The sequence below is a fragment of the Tropicimonas aquimaris genome, from assembly GCF_042676185.1.
Classification (GTDB): Bacteria; Pseudomonadota; Alphaproteobacteria; order Rhodobacterales; family Rhodobacteraceae; genus Tropicimonas; species Tropicimonas aquimaris.
In genome coordinates, this window is the sequence record NZ_JBHTJT010000021.1 from 54,840 (window position 1) to 73,021 (window position 18,182).

Consider the following 18,182-nt stretch of genomic DNA (forward strand, 5'->3'; position numbering starts at 1 on the left):
AGCCCATCGTAGAGCGCGAAACGAAGTAAGCATCCGGCGTAGGCCGTGGTCAGGCCGCGCAGCGTTGCTCCGCTGGCTGCCAATTCCATGGAAGCAGTTCGGGCACTCGGGATGCGGTTGCGTTGGGTAACCTGGCAAGGACGTCGGCGAGCCAAGCCTGCGGGTCGATGTCATTCATCTTGGCGGTGACGATCAGGGAATACATGAAGGCGGCGCGGTCGCCTCCACGCTCGGAGCCGGCGAAGAGCCAGGATTTCCGTCCCAAGGCGATACCGCGCAGTGCGCGCTCGGCCGCGTTGTTTGTCAGGCAGACACGCCCATCGTCGAGGAAGAGCGTGAAGGCGCCCCATCGGTCCTTCTTGAACATGTAGGCGATCGCCTTCGCGACGGGGTTATGCTTCGACATGGTGCCCTGCTCGGTCCGCATCCAGTCGTGCAGTTCCTCCACCAGAGGGCGGACCAGCCGGTGCCGGGCATCGAGCCGACTGGCGATGTCCAGCCCGTTGATCTGACGCTCGATGTCGAAGATGGCGTCGATCTTCTTCACGGCTTCCAGCGCGACAGGCGATATGTCGTGCGCGGGCTTCTTCTGGCGGACATTCTCCTTGATGTCCGCAAGTTCGAAGAACTTGCGCCGGGCATGGCTCCAGCACAGCGCGCTGGTGACGGGCCCCGGATCACGATCACCGCGATAAAGATCGTTGTAGCCGCCATAGGCATCGGCCTGGAGAACGCCCTGCCACCCGGCAAGATGCCGGTTCGGATGGGCCATCTCCCTGTCGCGCGAGAAGTGGAACAGCGCAGCTGGTGGCGCCCCGCCGCCGAAGGGCCGGTCGTCGCGGACATAGGTCCAGAGCCGCGCTGTCTGCGTCCCTCCCTTCGCGAGGAGGGGGACCGTTGTGTCGTCGCCGTGGAGGCGCTCGGCCGCCAGAACATGGTTCCGGATCAGGGCGTGGATCGGTGCCAGAGCTGCCGCGCAGGCCCCGACCTGGTCGGCCAGTGTCGACAGGCTGAGATCGACGCCTTCCTTTGCATAGCGCTCGGCCTGACGGTTCAGGGGCTGATGCTGACCGAACTTCTCGAACAGAACCATCGCCAGCAGGTTCGGCCCCGCCCAGCCTCGGGGCGTGGGATGGAAGGGCGCTGGCGGCTGGCTGATCTTCTCGCAGGCCCGGCACGTGAACTTCTCCCGGACGGTCTGGATCACCTTCCACTGCCGCGGGATGACCTCGAGCGTCTCGGTAATGTCCTCACCCATCTTCACGATGCGGTCCGAGCCACAGCAGGCGCACGCTGTCGGTGCCTCGATCACCACCCGATCACGCGGCAGGTGATCCGGGAACGGCTTGCGCACCGGGCGGCGGCGCTCGAACCCGGCAACCGCCGTGATCTTCGCCTTTCCGGCGGCGATCTCGTCCTCGGTGGCGGCGGCCTCGAGTTCCTCGAGTTGCATCTCCATCTGGTCGATCAGGCGGTCGCGGCGTTCGGCGCTATGGCCGTAGTGGTCGCGCCGGAGCTTGGCGATCTCCAGCTTGAGGTGCTTGATCATCGCTTCCGAGGTGGAGACGACCGCCCGGGCCTGCGCCAGCTCGCTCTCGGCGACCGCGGCGCGGGCCTCCGACGCCGCCAGGGCAGCGCGCAGTCGGGCGATCTCAGAAGCGGTATCGGACATGCCCGAAGCATATCCTGAGCGGATAGTACGCCCAACAAAATATGGGCTTTCGCGAACTATTATCCTGCCTTTGTCGGGCGTTGTGTCCACCGCGGATTGCGCCAGTCTATCCCTTCCAGAAGATAGCCGAGTTGGGCTGCCGAGATCTGCACGGCCTCGCCGGTGCCGCTGCTCGGCCAGATGAACTTCCCGGCCTCCAGCCGCTTGTTGTAGAGCGACATGCCGACGCCGTCGTGCCAGAGCAGCTTGACCAGGTCGCCCTTGCGGCCGCGAAAGCAGAAGATCTCGCCCGCATGCGGGTCGCGCCCGAGCCCCTGCTGGACCGTCAGCGCCAGCGTGTTCATGCCGCGCCGCATGTCGGTGACCCCGCCTGCGATCCACACGCGCACCCCCGCCGGGAAGGCGATCATCTGCTCTCGAGGATCGGCAGCAGCCGTGCCAATGCGTCCGGGTCCACCGAAGACGGCACGAGCAGGCGCCGTCCGTTCCGCAGAACGATCTCGAGCTGGACGTCGGGGGCCGGCTGCAGCGGCGACTGGGCATCAATGTCCACCGCCATCTTCACCGGCACGAACGCCGGGCCGCTTGCGTTCCTGAGCTCCCCGTTCCAATACTGTCGCCGCCAGACGGTCAGAAGCGAACGGCAGATGCCATGACGCCGCGCTGTCGCTGAGACCTGCCGATGTCCCCGATAGCTTTCTTCCACCACCCGGATCTTGTCCGCGTCGCTCCAGTGCCGACGCCGTGGCGCGTCCTCGGCAGACAGGATCTCGATCTGGGGTGTGAACATAAGGTCGACCATAACGTCGGACTTATCATCGCCTCTAACTCCCCGTCAGACGGCTCCCGCCGGAGGCTTACGAAACGAAGCCGATTGGGTCCGAAACTGGAGGTGACGGCAGTTGATGGGATCTTCTGCCAACAACTGACCTCCGCGATTGGCCGACTTGTCCTCTAAGCGAGCCTAAGGGCAGTGAACTGCGCAGAGTTGCCGTTGAGGCCGTGAACCAGTTCGCGATCGCAGAGATGCCAATGAGGGACGAGCGGCTCTTGACTGGGACTACACTGAAGACGCTAAGAAAAGAAGCGAGGAACCCAACGAGACAGACGCCGCGCTTGGTTTAAATGACAGTAACTCTGACGCAACGGTGCCCGACCGAAAAACTGGGATGATGGCTCTCCGAGGCCCTTTCAGGAGTTCGGTGCGGCTTGCAGAATTCTACAAGAAAGGCCGGAGACCTTGCTGGCCGGCTCAGGGCTACCCACCTGATCAGATGTGAACTTCCGATGAAGCCAGCCGATTGAATGTCTTTCCAATCTTTCGGCTTGAGCGCTCAAAAGCACTGCTCCGTGGAGCGATGATCAGGTCATTTCAGCGATAGGTCAAACCGGGCACTCGGCCGGGTTGACGTCATTCGGCCGGATTGTGTTTGAGTCGATGCGCCCGTCGCCTCGACAGCGTGACGGCAACGATGACGATGCACGCGAAGGCATTTCCCATGAAAATTGCTGCCATGAGTAAGTCCCCAAGGCATACGACGGCGTACAGTATGGTCGCCACATGCGAAGCCAAGAATAATCCCCAAGTGAGGCAGGAAATCGCTGACGCTCCGTTTCCGTCGCGAGATGCTTTCACGATCTGAGGAACATATGCCACGATCCGCACTGAGTTCACGAACGCGAAGAAAGCGAGTACTGCCGCCTGAAGCCCCTGATGATTGGCGTCAAAATACAGCTTGAGCGTTTGGCCCGCGATGACGACTTCCCCTCGAAGCATTGAAATGAACTCTAGCATATGCATCTCCGATCCGGCATCAACAGGCCAGTTCCAATGGTGAATCTGCATTCGGAATCCGTAAAGAATGCCATGGAATCCTGAAATGACCGAACCTTTTTTCCCCGATCACGCAGGTTGATGAATCCTCACCCGGCGATTTCCCTGCAGTGGTTCCGTCGCCGTTCGCTCAGGACCCAGACCTCATGTGAAGTCGGTCGCTGGCTATGGTACCAGAACTTGGAGGAGTTTTTCGGTTCTGCGGAAACCTTAGCGGAGAGAAATGCTGCATCTGGAGCGAACGGCAGCAAGGTCCGCCAAGCGTTAGTTCGGTCGTGCTCAACTTCGCGCTTGCGGCGAAAGTCTGGTCTGACGGGCAGCAGCGCAGCATCGGCTTTCAGCATGAAAGGCAGGTCAGAGCCGGTTGCGTCGTTGGCAACGTTGTATCCGCAGCCAAGTTTCGCACAAACCCACACGACGCGAGCGGCCCGGAGCGGATGTTCAGATTGAGCGCAGAGAAGGTCCGCTTCCAAGCGCCGAAGCAGAGGGTCGACGCTGGCTTTCCTTCCCGTGATCGAAACGCCGAGTGGAACTCGGTAAGCGATAGCGCTGCTTAGGCAAGTGTCCAAATGTCCCCTTGGTGTCGCAGAGGTGGTTGCGCCGGCTCTGGGTGGGATCGACTAAACCCACGCAATGAGTTGAGAGGCTCCTAATTGCAGCGAGCTGCGTCGAGGAGGAAACAGCCAAGCGTTTATTTCCTCGGAAATTATGAAATGATTTTGAAGGTCAATGAGATCAACACAATGATATGTGGGCAGTGTGGCCCGCGGGGCCAGGGAGACGATCCTCGGACGCCATCGGAGCGGTTGGACATGTCGGCATGTGGACTCATTCTTGAGAATCTGAGCTTTGGATACGGAGCCGAACCGGTCTTGAAGGACGTCAGCTTCACCGTCGAACGCGGCAATTTCTGTGCGCTCCTTGGGCCGAACGGGGCAGGAAAGACCAGCCTGTTCTCGCTCCTTACCCGACTGGCGACCACGTCCACCGGGCGCATCGAGATCGCGGGGATCGACCTTGGCACGTCGCCGCGTGCTGCACTGGCCAGGATCGGGATTGTATTCCAGCAGATGACACTGGACCTCGACCTCACGGTTCGCCGAAACCTGTCCTACTACGCCGCACTGCGGGGGCTTTCGGGGCGGGATGCTGACAGTAGGATCGACGCGGCCCTGGAACGGCTGGAACTCGGCGAAAAGTCCTCGGTGCGCGCGCGCGACCTCAATGGCGGCCACCGGCGCAGGACCGAGATCGCACGGTGCCTCCTGCACGACCCGGAGATCCTGCTTCTGGACGAGCCAACGGTGGGGCTCGACCCCGCCAGCCGGGCCGCGATCACGGACCATGTCCACAGGCTCTGCGTCGACGAGGCCCTGACCGTGCTCTGGGCGACCCATCTGGTCGACGAGGTCCAGGCCGAGGACGACCTGGTCATCCTCCATCGGGGCGGCGTTCTGGCCCATGACACAGCCAGGCGGATCGCCGGTGAGCAAACCGTCGAGAAGGTCTTTCTCGACATGACAGCAGTTACGTCGTGAGGGCCTACCTTGTCGCCCTGCGGGCCATCGTCGAACGCGAAGTCCTGCGTTTTATCGCGCAGCGCGGTCGGTTTGTCTCTGCTCTCGTACGGCCGCTGGTATGGCTGCTGGTGTTCGCGGCCGGGTTCCGCTCCGCGCTCGGGCTCTCGATCATTCCGCCCTACACCACCTACGTGACCTACGAAGTTTACATCGTGCCCGGCCTGTGCGGAATGGTGCAGTTGTTCAATGGCATGCAGTCGTCTCTGAGCCTCGTGTACGATCGGGAGATGGGATCGATGCGGCTCCTGCTGACCAGTCCGCTGCCTCGCTGGTGGCTGCTCTTCTCCAAGCTCGCCGGCGGAACGGTGGTGTCGATCCTGCAAGTCTATGCGTTTCTCGCGATTGCCGCGGCGTTCGGCATCGTGATGCCGGCTGCGGGATACTTCCTGGTGCTGCCGGTCCTGTGCCTGACGGGCCTGATGCTCGGTGCCCTCGGGCTGGCCCTGTCAGCCACGATCCGGCAGCTCGAGAACTTTGCCGGCGTGATGAACTTCGTGATCTTTCCCGCGTTCTTCGTGTCGTCGGCGCTCTACCCGCTCTGGAAAATGGCCGAAAGCTCGACGCTGCTCTACCGGATCTGCTCGATCAATCCTTTCACCCATGCGGTCGAGGCGATCCGCTTCGCGCTCCATGGCGAGGCCAACCTGCCAGCGCTGGGATGGACGCTTTTGGCGCTTGTGCTGTTCCTCGGGCTTGCGCTGCTGGGCTACGACCCGACGCGGGGCATGTCGCGGAAACGCTCTGCGGGAGGCTGACGGGCGGTCAGGGCGCCGGGTCTTCAAGCATCGCCGGGCTTCCGGTCAACCGGACGATCCGGGTCGCGAGCCGCTGCGCTTCTTCCATTGCATGGGAGACAAAGACCGTCGCGATGGAGCGGGACGCAAGCAGGCTCTCGGTGAGCTCCAGCATCTCCTCGACCAGCGGTGAGTCGAGCGAGACAAAGGGTTCGTCCATCAGGAGCATGTCGGGCGCGGCCGAAAACGCGCGTGCAAGCGACAGCCTGCGCCGCTGGCCAAGCGAAAGCTGCCCGGGAAACCGATCCGCCAGGTCGCGCAGGCCGACTTCGCCAAGCGCCGCGCGGGCGGCGGCGTCGCTGACACCGTTGACAAGCGTCAGGTTCTGAAGAGCGCTGCGCCACGGCAGGAGGGCCGGTTCCTGAAACACCATGGCACAGCGCTCAGGGACCGCCACCTGCCCCTCGAAATCGGTGTCCAACCCGGCCAGGACCCTGAGAAGGGTCGTCTTGCCGACGCCCGACGGCCCGACGACGGCAAGCGTCTCCCCCTCGGCAATCTCGAAGCGCACGCGGCCAAGCACCCTTGTCTCGCCGATGCTCTTGCTGTCGATGGCAACGGAGATCATGCGCGCCGCCACCTAGTGGCATGCGCTTCCCAGGGCCTGAGAAAGAGCGCCTCGATCGCCAGCATGACGACGACGAAACTTAGCGCATAGGCCAGCACCATGCCGACATCGAAGAGCTGGAAGTAGAGGTGGATCTTGAAGCCGATGCCGTCACTGCGCCCGAGGAACTCGACCACGAGGACGATCTTCCAGATCAACGAGATCCCGGAGCGCCCGGCCGAGGCGATGTACGGGCCAAGCTGTGGCAGGACGACATGCCGGAACCGGACCCAAGGGCTCATCCGGAAGACGGTCGCGACATCGCTCAACTGGCGGTCGAGGGCGCGCGTTCCCTCCCGGATCGTTACGACCACGGTCGGGATCTTGTTGATCGCCACCGCCGTGACCGCCGCGACTTCGTTTAGCCCGATCCAGAGGTAGCAGAGAACGATCGTCACCAGTGCCGGCAGATTGAGAAACGCGATCAGCCAAGGATCGAGCCACCGGTCCGCGCCCGGGCTGCTGCCCATCAGGAGGCCCACGGCAATACCGACGGACATCGCGATGACAAAGGCGAGCGCCACCCGGCGCAGAGTGACCGCGAGATGGTGGATCAGGTCTCCACTGGCAAGTTCGGCCCCGACCAGCGGAAGCACGCGCCAGGGGCCGGGAAGGACCGTCGGGTCTCCATTGAGCAGCGCGAGAGCCCCCCAGCCGAGGACCATCGCCAGGATCGAGGTCGCGGTGACCGCCAGGGAGCCTGAACGATCAGCCGCCCACGTCAACGAATACACCCTCAGGCATGCTGGAGGACGACCCGATCAGGTCGGAACCGCCAAGCTCGCCCATTAACTCGAAAACCCGCGCCGCGCTGTCAGGGTCGACGTCCCGTCCATCCGGGATGCCGGCGCGATACCCGGCTTTCAGCGCTTCGAACTCGGCGTCGTTCGCGGCCGGCATCCGCGGACGCAGACGCTCCCAGGCGGACTCGTCCGAACTCAGCAGTTCCTTCGCGGCGCGCGAGGCGGCTGCGAAGCCCGCGACAAGGTCGGGCTGGTCCCGCAGCGTTTCCCCCCTGAAGACGTAGCCCAGCAGCGGCAGGTCCGGATCGAGTCCGAGCGCCTCGGCCGCCTCGGCCACCGAGATGAGATCTCTCATGCCGGCCGCCCGCATTCGCGCCATGAAATGCCAGTAGTTGATCGCCCCGACCAGTTCACCGCTGAGCGCCGACTTGTAGATGAGGGGCGGAGCGCCGAAGACCTGTTCGGTCTCACCTGCAAGGTCCATTCCGTGGTACTTCTCGGCGTAGGCGCGCAGGATGATCCAGCTCTTGTCCAGCGGGCCGCCGGCGATTCCGATCTTGCCCCCCTTGAGATCTTCGAGCGACCTGGCAGGACTGTCCGCGGCCACCATCACGCCCCCGACCGCCTTGGAATAGGGCACGAAAACGTAATCCCGGCCTTCGGCCCGCTGGCGCGCCACCCAGATCCAGTCGGACACGATCACATCCGCTTCGCCGCCTTGAAAGGCGACCTGCGACGCCGAGCCGCCAGCCATGCCCTGGACCTCCATGTCGAACCCTTGGGCCGCATCGAGCCCATAGTGATCGATGGTGTCGATTTCCCAGTTGACCGTTCCGGCTTCCAGGACCGCGATCCGCAGCACCGGCGTCTCGGCGTGGAGCCCGCCGGCGAGTGCCAAGAGTGACGCGAACATCGAAGCGATCAGGATCATCCTTGGCATTGTGTTCTCCATTCAAATTTCTGCGAAATCTGCGATCGCGCCCTGAGACTGGTTGATCTCGGCCCCCCAGGCAACGGTGTTCATCATAGTCGGCACGTACTCTCGGCCCTGTCGGCACCCAGGGTGTCGAGCGTATCGAACTGGTGTTCGAAGCCCCCGATCGGGGCGACCGCGATGACCGCGTTCGGAGTTGCAAGCAGGATCGGTTGCCGCAACTGGCCATCCCAGTCGCGGAGGTTCCCGCGCACGCCCTTGTAGAGATCCACGGACAGGTCTTCCCCCCGCAGGGCCCGGTGGACAGCGGCGCGGTCGGCCGACCCAGCCTGCACGACGGCCTCGGTGACGACCTTGACGGCGACCCAGGCGGCCCAGTCCTCCGAAGTCATGTCCCGATCCGCCTGGCGCCGGAACCGTTGGTTCAGTTGCGGCGCCCCGTAGCGCTCGAACGTCCAGTGCCACGCACGCGGCACAAGCCCCTCTGATCCGATCACGGGGCGCGGCGCATAGGTCGCGAAGGGCAGGTAGCGCCCGAAATCGCCCAGATCGTCGATCAGCCACACCACGTCGTATCGCGCGCCGCCCGTCAGGAGCGCGATGTTGCTCTTGTCGCGGAGACGGGGATCGTTGGTCAACTCGAAGGCCCGTTCATCGACGATCCTGAGACCGAACTTGGTGGCGGATTGCCTGGCCGCCGCCGTCTTGTCCGCATCCGCATCCGTCATTCCATGGACCAGGAGCACGTCGGTCCAGCCGCGTGCCCGCAGGTACTGGGCCAGCGCATCGCTCAGCATCGCCTGAGATGGAAGTGTGTGCAGGAGGCCGGGGGCACAGTCCTTGCCACGCCAGCGGCCGGACCGGTCCCGAATATTGATGAAGAGATCGTCCGGACCGGCGGCGGACAGGACCTCCACCATGTTTTCGGGCGGAAGATCGATCAGGATCGCGAGCGGTTGCGAGGTTTGAGCCTCGCTGAGCGCCTCGGAAAGCGTCTCGGGTGAGGCGATCACCTCGTCCAGAGCGAACGTCAGTCCCAGGACTCGGCCCAGCACGCGGGTGTCCCGAAGTCCGAGCCGTATCGCCGCGAGCGGCCGCTCTCGATCACGCAGCGAGAGCCCGGTGTAGAGCGGTTGCGGCTCGTAGTGAGGATCTTCCTCGACACCGAGATAGACCATTCGGGCGACATCCTGCGCGACCGCAGGACAGGTGAGAACGAACAGGAGCGCGAGAGCCCTAGCGATCATCGATCAGAATGTCGTAGGGCACGCGGCCGACCGGGATCGAGGTGATTGGTTTCAGGCTCTTGGTGTCGACGACCGTGACATCGTCGGAAAGACCGTTGGCAACGTAAAGACGCGACTCGTCGGCAGTCAGGGCAAGGCCCCAGGCGCGGCTGCCCACAAGCACATAGTCGATCACCTTCCGATTGGCGACGTCGACGACGGCAACATGGTTGGCACGGCCAAGCGCAACATAGGCGCGCTGCCCGTCCGCGGTGATGACAAGGTCCACCGGCGTCACCTGTTCCGGGCGGAACCCGGTTGGCAGGAAGGGAATGTCGCCGACAAGCTTCAGGGTCTCGACGTCGATGATATTGACGATGCCGGCGAGCTCGGCCGACACCCAGAGCTCCGTTTCGTCCGGGGTCAGGGCGAACCTTCTCGGGCGGGTGTCGACAAGGATGTCGGCGATCACGGCATCGGCTTCGAGGTCGATCACATGGACCAGGTTGGCGGCCTCGGACGCGACGAACACCAGGCGCCCATCCGACGTGACCTGAACGCCTTCGGGTTCTTCTCCGGTCAGGTACTCGGCCAGGAACTCTCCTGTCTCCACGTCGTAGACAGACGCCGCCGCATCTTCCTCGTTGGAGATGATCAAGCGGCGTCCATCCGGGTGAAGGTCAAATGTCTCGGGCGCCGGCACGCCACGGATGCGCCCAACGAGTTCCAGCGACTCGGTGTCGTAGATCGCGATCATGTCATCATCCGCACAGCCCACGAAGAACCTCGTATGGTCCGCGTCGAAATGGATGCCACGGGGACGCGCGCAGGTCTCGACGGTTTTGACGACCTCCAGATCGGGAGACAGAATCGTGAGAGTGTCCCCGCGTTCATTGGGCACGATCGCATAGCCCGACTGCGCGGAGGCCGACCCAGCTGCCGCCGGGAGCAAGAGGGTGCTCATCACCAAGGCGGGGATGAAGGATCCGGATGACATCGAACTACACTATTTTTTTTGCCGAAGTTGCGTTACGTTAGGCAAATAAAAAATAAAAATCCACAACGATAGCCTTGGGAGGACACAGTATGTTTAACAGGTCGGCAACGGCTGCACTTTGTGTTGCGGCAACGTGTGTTTCGGGTGGAGCGAACGCCCAGGAAGAAACCTCGGCAAGCACGCTCTACGGCGATTTGCAGTCGGTCACGCAGAACATGCTGTCGCGTGCAGCGGGTGACGGAAACAACTTCCTTCACACCAACGGCAACTACGAACAGACCCGGTATTACCCTGCCAGCCAGATCAACACCGGCAACGTGAAGAACCTGCGCCCAGCCTGGATCTTCCAGACCGAGATCGTGGACACGATGGAAACATCGCCGATCGTCGTGAACGGCATCATGTATGTCACCACGGCGTTCAACCACGTCTACGCGCTGGATGCCCGGACCGGTAAACAGATCTGGCACCACAAGCACGCCATGGGTCCGGTCACGACCTATTGCTGTGGGCCGAACAACCGCGGCGTGGCGGTTTCCGGCGACAAGGTCTTCATGGGCACGCTGGACGCCAAGCTGGTGGCGCTCGACGCCAAGACCGGCAAGCAGCTCTGGGAAACCCAGATCGCCGAGGCCGAGCTTGGCTATTCGGAGACCATGGCGCCCAGCGTCGTCGAGAACATGGTGCTGATCGGCACCAACGGCGGTGAGTATGGCATCCGCGGCTTCGTGAAGGCTTTCGATACCGAGACCGGTGAAGAGATCTGGACATTCCACACTATCCCCGAGGATTCGGTCGGTGTCTGGGCCACGCACGATGCCACCGGCCGCGACATGCTGCGCGACATCGAGGCCGAGAAGGCGGCGCTCGCCGAGATGGGCGACCCCTACGAGACCCTTGGCGGTGGCGTCTGGCAGAACCCGGCGGTCGATCTCGACACGCGCCGGATCTACTTCGTGGTGGGCAACCCGTCGCCCGACCTCGATGGCAGCCTGCGCCCCGGCGACAACCTCTACACCGACAGCCTGGTTGCGGTTGACCTGGATAGCGGCGAGTATGTCTGCCACTTCCAGTATATCGCGCATGATGTCTGGGACCTCGACGCGGTCTCGCCCCCGATCATCACCACCGTCGCGGATGCCAGCGGCAATGACGTGAAAGGCGTGCTGCATGCCGGCAAGACCGGCCATGTCTATGTCCACAACGCCGAAGACTGCTCGATGATCCGCTTCTCCGAGGCGATGGTTCCGCAGGAGAACATGTGGGTTCTGCCGACGGCCGAAGGGGCTCGGATGCTGCCCGGCGCGAACGGTGGTGTCGAGTGGTCGCCGATGGCAATCGACCCGAACCACCGCCTGAGCTATGCGATCAACCTGCATCAGCCGATGACCTACACCGTGAAATCCACGCCATATCCCGAGGGCAAGCTCTGGCTCGGTGGGTCGTTCGACGTGATCCCGGAAGAGGAGCAATGGGGCAACGTCACCGCGGTCGACTACGATACCGGTGATATCGCCTGGCAGGTGCGGACGGCGGAGCCGATGATCGGCGGCATCCTGGCAACGGCCGGCGGCCTTGTGTTCACGGGTGAAGGCAACGGCCTCTTCAAGGCCTTCGACAGCGCCAACGGTGCAGAACTGTGGCGCTTCCAGGCAGGTGCCGGCGTGAACGCGCCTCCGTCCAGCTACACGGTCGAGGGCCAGCAATACGTGGTCGTCGCCGCAGGCGGCAACGCGCAGCTGAACTTCAAGCGCGGCAACAACATCATTGCCTTCACGCTCGCCGACTGAGGGCGCAACAAACTGACGGAAGGGGCGGGCTGCGCAGTCCGCCCTTTGCTTGCATGGAGACCCGCACATGAGACTGCCCTTTGCCACTCTGGCATGGACCCTTTCCGCATTGGCGCCAACCCTTTCCGCGACGCCTTCCATCGCGATGGACGACTTCGTCCTCGAGGACGAGGTCGCGCTTTGCATGAGCTGTCATGGCGAAGACGGCATCCCGATCGAGCCGGAATACCCGGTCATCTGGGGACAGGAGTACTTCTACATCTACACCCAGCTTCGCGATTACGGGGCAGGGCGACGCGAGAACGACATCATGTCGCCAATCGCTGCCGAGTATGACCGCGACCAGGCGAAGCTTCTGGCCGAGCATTTCGCGGCACTACCCTGGCCCGACATCCCGGTCGTGTATCAGGAGGGTGATCAACAATTGGCCGAGAAGGGCATCACCGGCGGGCAATGCAGCGCGTGTCACGGGAAATGGCAGGGCGACAGCCGGATTCCCAGGATCGCGGGGCAGCAGCCGGTCTATCTCAGCCAGACCATGCTCGACTTCAAGAACGATGTGCGCATGAACGCCCCCGATCTGAACAGCACGATGAAACAGCTCGACGAGGAGACGATCGCAGCCCTGTCGCGCTATTTCACGACCATCAAGGTGCAGTAGGGTCAGGGCTGCGGGAGCGCAGCGCGGATCTCGTCGGTGGCGGCGAGGTCCGCGGCGCTCGCGTCGGATCTGTCCCGAAGGCCGGGATCGGCGCCCGCAGCCAGCAGGAACGCGACCATCTTGCCGTGCCCGCGTTCGGCGGCGATCATCAGCGCCGTGCGCCCCCTGTCGTCCTGCCGATCGATCCCGGCGCCGGCGTCGAGCAGGAGCTCTGCCACGGCGCGCCCGTCCTCGGCCGGGGCATCGTTTGCGTGGCCGGCGGCCCACATCAAGGCAGTGAGGTCGTGGCCCCAGGTCCGGTCCGGGTTCGCGCCGGCCTCCAGAAGGGCCTCGACGATCGACGGGAAGGCGCGACCCGCGGCATAGACCAGCGCGCCCTTTCCGTGGCGGTCCGCGACATCCGGCGCGCCGCCCGCTTCGAGCAGCGCCGTCAGCATTCGGCGGTCGCCCTCGAAAGCCGCGGCCATGACCGGCGTGATCCCCTCTCGGTTTGCAACGTTCACGTCCGCACCGGCGGCGATCAGGTCGAAGACCATGCGCCGGCGGCCCTCCTGCACGGCGGCCAGCAGGGGCGTTGTGCCCCCGAGGTTCGGATGATCGAGCTCGGCTCCGCGCTCAAGCAAGGTCGCAACGATCTCCCGCGCCCCGCGCGCCGCCGCCACGTTCAACGGTGTGCCGCCGAAGCGGTTGCGCGCCTCGACCGAGGCACCCATCTCCAACAGCGCGGTCGCAGTCTCGGGGCAATCCAGTGCAGCGGCGTCGAAGAGCGCCTCGCTCAGGATCCTGCCTTCGAAGTTCGCGGGCGACTGCGCGATACGGGTTTCGAGCGCTTCACAGACAGGCGTGGCAGGTTGGCCCTCAAGGCTTGCGGGGGCGGTGGCAAGAAGTGCGAGGCCAAGCAGTGCGGTCCTGTTCATCGAACGATGAAGACGCCGCTGAACCCCTGTGTATCGAGCCCTTCGACAAAGAAGGGGTACTCACCCGGGCGTTGGGAAATAAACCAGATGTCGATCTCACCTTCATCGTCGAATTCGACGGCGTGCAGCCCGAACGGCTTGACCTCCTTGTCCTCGATCACGACCTGGTCGATCCAGCTTTCGCGAAAGAGACCCGGCGCGAGCAGCTTGTATTCCTCAAGCCCGTCGCTCTCGATCCGCCAACGGTAATAGACCCCGGTTTCGATCTCATACTGCGTGATCGAGAAGCCGGTCGAGGCGTTCAGGACGAGCGGCTCGAGGCGTTCGGCCCGGCGCGTCTTGTCGCCCTCGGCGGCGATCGGCTGAGCAAGCGAGAGAAACACCATGGACAGCATGAGTGCGTTGGATCTTCCCGGCATCTGTGCGTCGGCCTCCCCGATGAATTCCTGCACTAGTCCGGAGGCTAACACTGGGTCGAGAGACAAGGCAATCACGCTCGCGCATTGACCTTTCGAGGGCGAGCCACATCCTGACAGCCATGAGAAATTGCTTTCACCTGCTTGCGGCATTGGTCGCAGTCAACTTCCTCGCGACCAACAATGCGCGGGCGCTCTCGCCGGACGACCTGCCGCCGCCGTTCGATGAGGAGATTTACCTCATCGAGCGCTACTGGACATGGTTGAAGTCGGAGGTGAACGCGCCCCTTTCTGTTTCATGGCCCAAGATCGAGATCGAACCCTTGCCGAAGACTGTCCGCATGGCGTTTGTGTTTCCAACCGAAGCTGCGCCCTGGCAAGAGACGCGGATCGTCATTTCGCCAAGGTCCGTCGATCGTGCCGCCGGACCCGATCGGCTGGCTGTCATCGGCGAACTCGCCCATGAAGTGGTGCACTACATTCTGGTGCTTTCCGAGAATGGCTGGAATGCAGACGCGGATGTCCTGCGAAACGACAGGCCGCACCACTGCGACCACGAGTTCATGCGGCTTTCCCGGAAAGTTTCTCACTTCATTTGGGAAGTTTATCATTCAAACGATGCCGTCAGATCCGTTCACCGCATGGTAGATCTCGCGTGCTGGCGTGATGGTCACACAATCGCGGATGACAGAGGTCGGTAAGCCGGTGCCATGGTCCTGCATGGCTGTGGGCGCCGGCCTGCCACAGCCGGACCAGCGGTTCGGTTCTCACGCCCACATTCCCATCCCGCAAATCTAACTGCCATTGTAGTGCCGTTCACGATGCGTTCCGCCAAGTCCGTGAGCGCGTTCTCCCGACACCCGAGAAAACCGCCCCAGAAGAGGACATTAGAGGACATTGGCCAGGCCCCGATTGCCTCGGGCCGCGGCGAGGGCCGATTTAGCTTGGCGGTTCAAAGTCAGAATCATGCAAGTTCCGATTCTCCGATCGGCACATCGGGCGGCGGCCTGTTTCATTTCCCTTCCAATGATCTGGCGCGACCAAAGGTCGTTCCCGCCTTGGCAGATTGGGAAACAAGCGGACACTCGTGCGAGTTGTGGGGAAAGTCGGCTCCCCGCCCTTCGCGCAGCCTGCCGCGCCCGCACGTTCGGTGTTTTCGCAACTGTGGCAAAGGTCCGGTAGGTCGGCAAACGCGACCTTCCATAGCTGCCCTTCCAAAGCAGCCACAGCACTTTGGTGGGCGGCTTCAGATTGGCAACCGGTTGGCAGAGACGGTGCGCCTTATAGACGGGATAGCCCACGCGATCTTCGTTCCCGGCGGTACACGAATTGCCGGCTCCGTCGCCGCTTGGATCAGATCACTTCGGACGGGGGGACGGTTCCGGCGGCGCCACGAAGGCGGGACGCTGGGACCTGTCTTCCGTTCGCATTCGCCTCCGCGGCGGCAGCTAGCGGGGAAAGTGACGGAAGTGACGGATGGCCCTATATCCACCGTATAGAGAGTGAGAGAGGGAAATTCTCTATACGATAGATAAGGGACGATCCGTCACTTCCGTCACTTTTCAGCATTGGGGTGTTCAAGGTGATGCCAGCCGCAGGCCGATAAAACCGCGGCCAGAGTTGCGGCGGTGCTCCTGGTAGCCCCGCTGCTTGATTTCCTTCTGGAGCGTGCGGAGCGTCCAGGTGTTCAATCCCTGCAGGTCACACCACTGCCCGAAGCGGATATGCAGGTCGGTCGTCTTCGTGAAGGCCGCGGGATCGACGATTGTTTCATCCGCCAGGAACTGACCGACCGTATCCTCGTCGTCGAGGTATTCGGCGGATGCAGCCTCCACGCTGGCCGGAACCTGCAAGCCAGCCGCGCGCCATTGCACCGCGCCGTCGATTGCCCATTGCAGGATCTGGGGCGCCTCGGCTTTCAGTTTCGCGGGCAGATCCTTGTCGCGCTGCTCCGGCGGGATTGTGACGGTGAACGGCAGAAGGACCATTCGCGCCCGGATCGCTTCGTCCACGCCCCGAAACGAGGGCATGTTGTTGCCGGCGATGAACAGGGTCATTTGCGGTTCGAAGTCGAAGAAATCGCCGCGCATGTAGCGTGCGGTGATCACGTCGCCGCCAGTCAGATCCTTGATGACGCTCTCGTCCCAGGTCTTGCCCTTGGGCAGTTCCGACGCGGCGACGAGGCGTGCGCCCTGCAAGCCAGCGAGGTCGGTCGGGTGCCGGTCGCCGTGCGAGTTCAGGAAGGTCGCGCTCGAGGCCCGGCGCGCATAGTCTCCCCAGATATCGAAGAGCGTGTTGAGAAAGACCGACTTGCCGTTTCTGCCTGTGCCATAGGCAAAGAACAGTTTGTGTTCGCTCGTCGCACCCGTCAGGGCGTATCCGGCAACCCTCTGCGTGAATGCAACCAGTTCCTCGTCGCTGTCGAAGACTTCAGAAAGAAACCGCAGCCACCGCACGGGCGTGCCGCGAGCCGGTGCGCAACCTGTCAGCCGGGTAATCATGTCTGCGCGCCGAGCGGGGCGCAGTTGCCCGCTGCGCAGATCCACCGTGCCGCCCGGTGTGCCGAGCAGTAGGCGGTCGCCGTCGAAGCTCTCGGCCCGCGCCACGCTTTCCGGGTTCGACCGAGCCAGGGACGCCACCGCCATAACCGTCTTGTTGTTTGCCAGCCCTGCGACCTGTGACTTGATCCGCGCCCGCAGCGTGTCCGCTTCCTTCGCGTTCTCGCTCTTTGAAGCCTTCCGCTCGCACCACTCAGTCAGGCTGGCGCCCCGCCGCCGCAGGAACGCCCGTGTCTGGGTCATGTGCGCCAGCTTTTCGTCGATCTGCCAGCGGGTGCCGTCCCAGAACAGCCACTTGCCCCAGGTGGCGACGTAGCGAGCGTCCAGATCCCACCCATCGGCGCCCAAGGCGACGGCCAGGGCGTCGTGGGTGGTGTCAAACGTGTCGGGTGTATTGTTGCCAGCCGCTCGTTCGGAGAACTTGCGGTCGCGCTCCGCCTGGACGGCTTCGGCCTCTTCGCGCCCTGTGGCTGTTTCGTAGCTGTAGAGGCCGCAACGGGCGAGGTGCCCGGCGCGCAGTCGGCGTAGCGTGTTTACCGTCCGTTTCCGCAGCGCCGCCTGCCCGCGGCTCGAGGTCCAGCGTTCATCGCTGTTTTCGGTCGTCTGGCCGAACTCGGTGTAGGCGTCCGCGAAAAGTTCGTCGGCGGTCGGGTCGGCCCCGTGCTGGCGCTGCGTCCTGGCGAGGTGCTTGAGGAGAAGGGTTCGGAACCAGGTCTCGCGCCCGTCTGTGACGATGCCGTTGGCATCCCGGACGACCTCGCCCGATCCGCCACCCCTGTTGTGGCCGCCTGTGCTGCCCGCCTCGCGGCCCGGCATTGGTGCCAAGGCGGCCAGCCTAAGCAGGTCCACCGGTTCGCCCTCCCGGGGGGTGAAGCTGGTTACTTCATCAACGTAGCCCCTGGCGGCTTTGCGAGGGTCTAGGGACCCGCGGGCCACCGTTCCCGCCAGCCGCAAAACCCGCGCGGAATCATGGACCTTTGGGTCGGCGCCGACATGGGCAACCAGTGCGCCAAGCGCCTCCCCCAGCTCATCGGGATCGTCGCAAGGCACTCGAAGTGGCAGCCAAACCTGGAACCTGTTGGCCGGCGTGCTCCCCGTGCGAACAGCGAAGGCGGGCTTGAGGCTTGCATCCGCCACCCGCTTCGACACCGCCCCTAAGTCTTCGTCAACGTCAAAGGCTGCGAAAGCCGCGACATAGAAGTCCGCACCCGAACAGCGGCGGCTGCGATCTGCATCCGGATTCCGCAAGGCCGCGCCGACATAGACAGAGCATCCGGCATTGTTCCGCGTTTCTGCGAAGTCGGCGGCGGCGTCGAGGTCGTCGAGGCCGAACAAGCGGCTACGGTCGGGCGGCATCTGGAAAGGAGCCGTGTAGGCAATCTCTATAAGCCCATCTTCAAAGGGACCGGACAGGAAAGGGGCGGCCAATGCAGCGAGATGTTGTTGAATGGCA

The 18,182-nt window shown here is 63.4% G+C and carries 17 protein-coding genes; 5 read left to right on the forward strand and 12 right to left on the reverse strand.

The window, feature by feature from the left end:
- Nucleotides 1-49 precede the first annotated feature (49 nt).
- The 4 genes from tnpC to ACFQ2S_RS12205 all read right to left on the reverse strand — a co-directional run bounded on the left by tnpC (nt 50) and on the right by ACFQ2S_RS12205 (nt 3,518).
- Entirely contained in the window at nt 50-1,672 is a 1,623-nt protein-coding gene (tnpC, locus tag ACFQ2S_RS12190) for an IS66 family transposase (protein WP_386074807.1), read from the reverse strand.
- A 59-nt stretch (nt 1,673-1,731) separates the two neighbouring features.
- A complete protein-coding gene (gene tnpB / locus ACFQ2S_RS12195) occupies nt 1,732-2,082 on the reverse strand; it encodes an IS66 family insertion sequence element accessory protein TnpB (RefSeq protein WP_386074809.1) in 351 nt (116 codons plus the stop codon).
- Nucleotides 2,079-2,474, reverse strand: a complete 396-nt coding sequence (tnpA, locus tag ACFQ2S_RS12200; RefSeq protein ID WP_386074811.1) for an IS66-like element accessory protein TnpA — start codon at nt 2,472-2,474, stop codon at nt 2,079-2,081. The genes tnpB and tnpA overlap by 4 nt, the downstream gene beginning before the upstream one ends.
- 609 nt (nt 2,475-3,083) lie before the next feature.
- Nucleotides 3,084-3,518, reverse strand: coding sequence for a hypothetical protein (locus tag ACFQ2S_RS12205; protein ID WP_386074812.1), 435 nt, complete (start codon nt 3,516-3,518; stop codon nt 3,084-3,086).
- An 800-nt stretch (nt 3,519-4,318) separates the two neighbouring features.
- On the opposite strand from ACFQ2S_RS12205, the gene ACFQ2S_RS12210 reads away from it, so the two are divergent.
- Entirely contained in the window at nt 4,319-5,044 is a 726-nt protein-coding gene (locus ACFQ2S_RS12210; protein WP_386074813.1) for an ABC transporter ATP-binding protein, read from the forward strand.
- Nucleotides 5,041-5,841 carry an ABC transporter permease gene (locus ACFQ2S_RS12215; protein WP_386074815.1) on the forward strand — a complete coding sequence of 267 codons (801 nt, stop codon included), beginning with the start codon at nt 5,041-5,043 and terminating at the stop codon, nt 5,839-5,841. The genes ACFQ2S_RS12210 and ACFQ2S_RS12215 overlap by 4 nt, the downstream gene beginning before the upstream one ends.
- A 7-nt stretch (nt 5,842-5,848) precedes the next feature.
- Here ACFQ2S_RS12215 and ACFQ2S_RS12220 read toward each other — a convergent pair whose 3' ends face one another.
- The 5 genes from ACFQ2S_RS12220 to ACFQ2S_RS12240 all read right to left on the reverse strand — a co-directional run bounded on the left by ACFQ2S_RS12220 (nt 5,849) and on the right by ACFQ2S_RS12240 (nt 10,387).
- Nucleotides 5,849-6,448: an ABC transporter ATP-binding protein gene (locus ACFQ2S_RS12220; protein ID WP_386074817.1), complete on the reverse strand. Its 600-nt coding sequence runs from the start codon at nt 6,446-6,448 to the stop codon at nt 5,849-5,851.
- On the reverse strand, nt 6,445-7,152 hold the full coding sequence (locus ACFQ2S_RS12225) for an ABC transporter permease (protein WP_386074991.1): 708 nt from the start codon (nt 7,150-7,152) through the stop codon (nt 6,445-6,447). The genes ACFQ2S_RS12220 and ACFQ2S_RS12225 overlap by 4 nt, the downstream gene beginning before the upstream one ends.
- A gap of 43 nt (nt 7,153-7,195) precedes the next feature.
- A complete protein-coding gene (locus ACFQ2S_RS12230; protein ID WP_386074819.1) occupies nt 7,196-8,170 on the reverse strand; it encodes an ABC transporter substrate-binding protein in 975 nt (324 codons plus the stop codon).
- 83 nt (nt 8,171-8,253) lie between these two features.
- Nucleotides 8,254-9,411 (reverse strand): ABC transporter substrate-binding protein, encoded by a 1,158-nt coding sequence (locus ACFQ2S_RS12235; protein WP_386074821.1) that lies wholly within the window; start codon nt 9,409-9,411, stop codon nt 8,254-8,256.
- Complete coding sequence (locus tag ACFQ2S_RS12240; RefSeq protein WP_386074823.1) at nt 9,401-10,387, reverse strand: PQQ-dependent catabolism-associated beta-propeller protein; 987 nt, start codon at nt 10,385-10,387, stop codon at nt 9,401-9,403. The genes ACFQ2S_RS12235 and ACFQ2S_RS12240 overlap by 11 nt, the downstream gene beginning before the upstream one ends.
- A gap of 215 nt (nt 10,388-10,602) precedes the next feature.
- Between ACFQ2S_RS12240 and ACFQ2S_RS12245 the strand changes: the two genes are divergently transcribed.
- Nucleotides 10,603-12,177, forward strand: coding sequence for a pyrroloquinoline quinone-dependent dehydrogenase (locus ACFQ2S_RS12245; RefSeq protein WP_386074825.1), 1,575 nt, complete (start codon nt 10,603-10,605; stop codon nt 12,175-12,177).
- A gap of 67 nt (nt 12,178-12,244) precedes the next feature.
- Complete coding sequence (locus ACFQ2S_RS12250; RefSeq protein ID WP_386074826.1) at nt 12,245-12,838, forward strand: c-type cytochrome; 594 nt, start codon at nt 12,245-12,247, stop codon at nt 12,836-12,838.
- 2 nt (nt 12,839-12,840) lie between these two features.
- Here the strand turns inward: ACFQ2S_RS12250 and ACFQ2S_RS12255 are convergent, their stop codons facing one another.
- A complete protein-coding gene (locus ACFQ2S_RS12255; protein ID WP_386074828.1) occupies nt 12,841-13,755 on the reverse strand; it encodes an ankyrin repeat domain-containing protein in 915 nt (304 codons plus the stop codon).
- On the reverse strand, nt 13,752-14,174 hold the full coding sequence (locus tag ACFQ2S_RS12260) for a hypothetical protein (protein ID WP_386074830.1): 423 nt from the start codon (nt 14,172-14,174) through the stop codon (nt 13,752-13,754). The genes ACFQ2S_RS12255 and ACFQ2S_RS12260 overlap by 4 nt, the downstream gene beginning before the upstream one ends.
- A 119-nt stretch (nt 14,175-14,293) precedes the next feature.
- On the opposite strand from ACFQ2S_RS12260, the gene ACFQ2S_RS12265 reads away from it, so the two are divergent.
- Nucleotides 14,294-14,872, forward strand: a complete 579-nt coding sequence (locus tag ACFQ2S_RS12265) for a hypothetical protein (protein ID WP_386074831.1) — start codon at nt 14,294-14,296, stop codon at nt 14,870-14,872.
- 876 nt (nt 14,873-15,748) lie between these two features.
- Here the strand turns inward: ACFQ2S_RS12265 and ACFQ2S_RS12270 are convergent.
- Nucleotides 15,749-18,085 carry a phage/plasmid primase, P4 family gene (locus ACFQ2S_RS12270; protein WP_386074832.1) on the reverse strand — a complete coding sequence of 779 codons (2,337 nt, stop codon included), beginning with the start codon at nt 18,083-18,085 and terminating at the stop codon, nt 15,749-15,751.
- Nucleotides 18,086-18,182 lie beyond the last annotated feature (97 nt).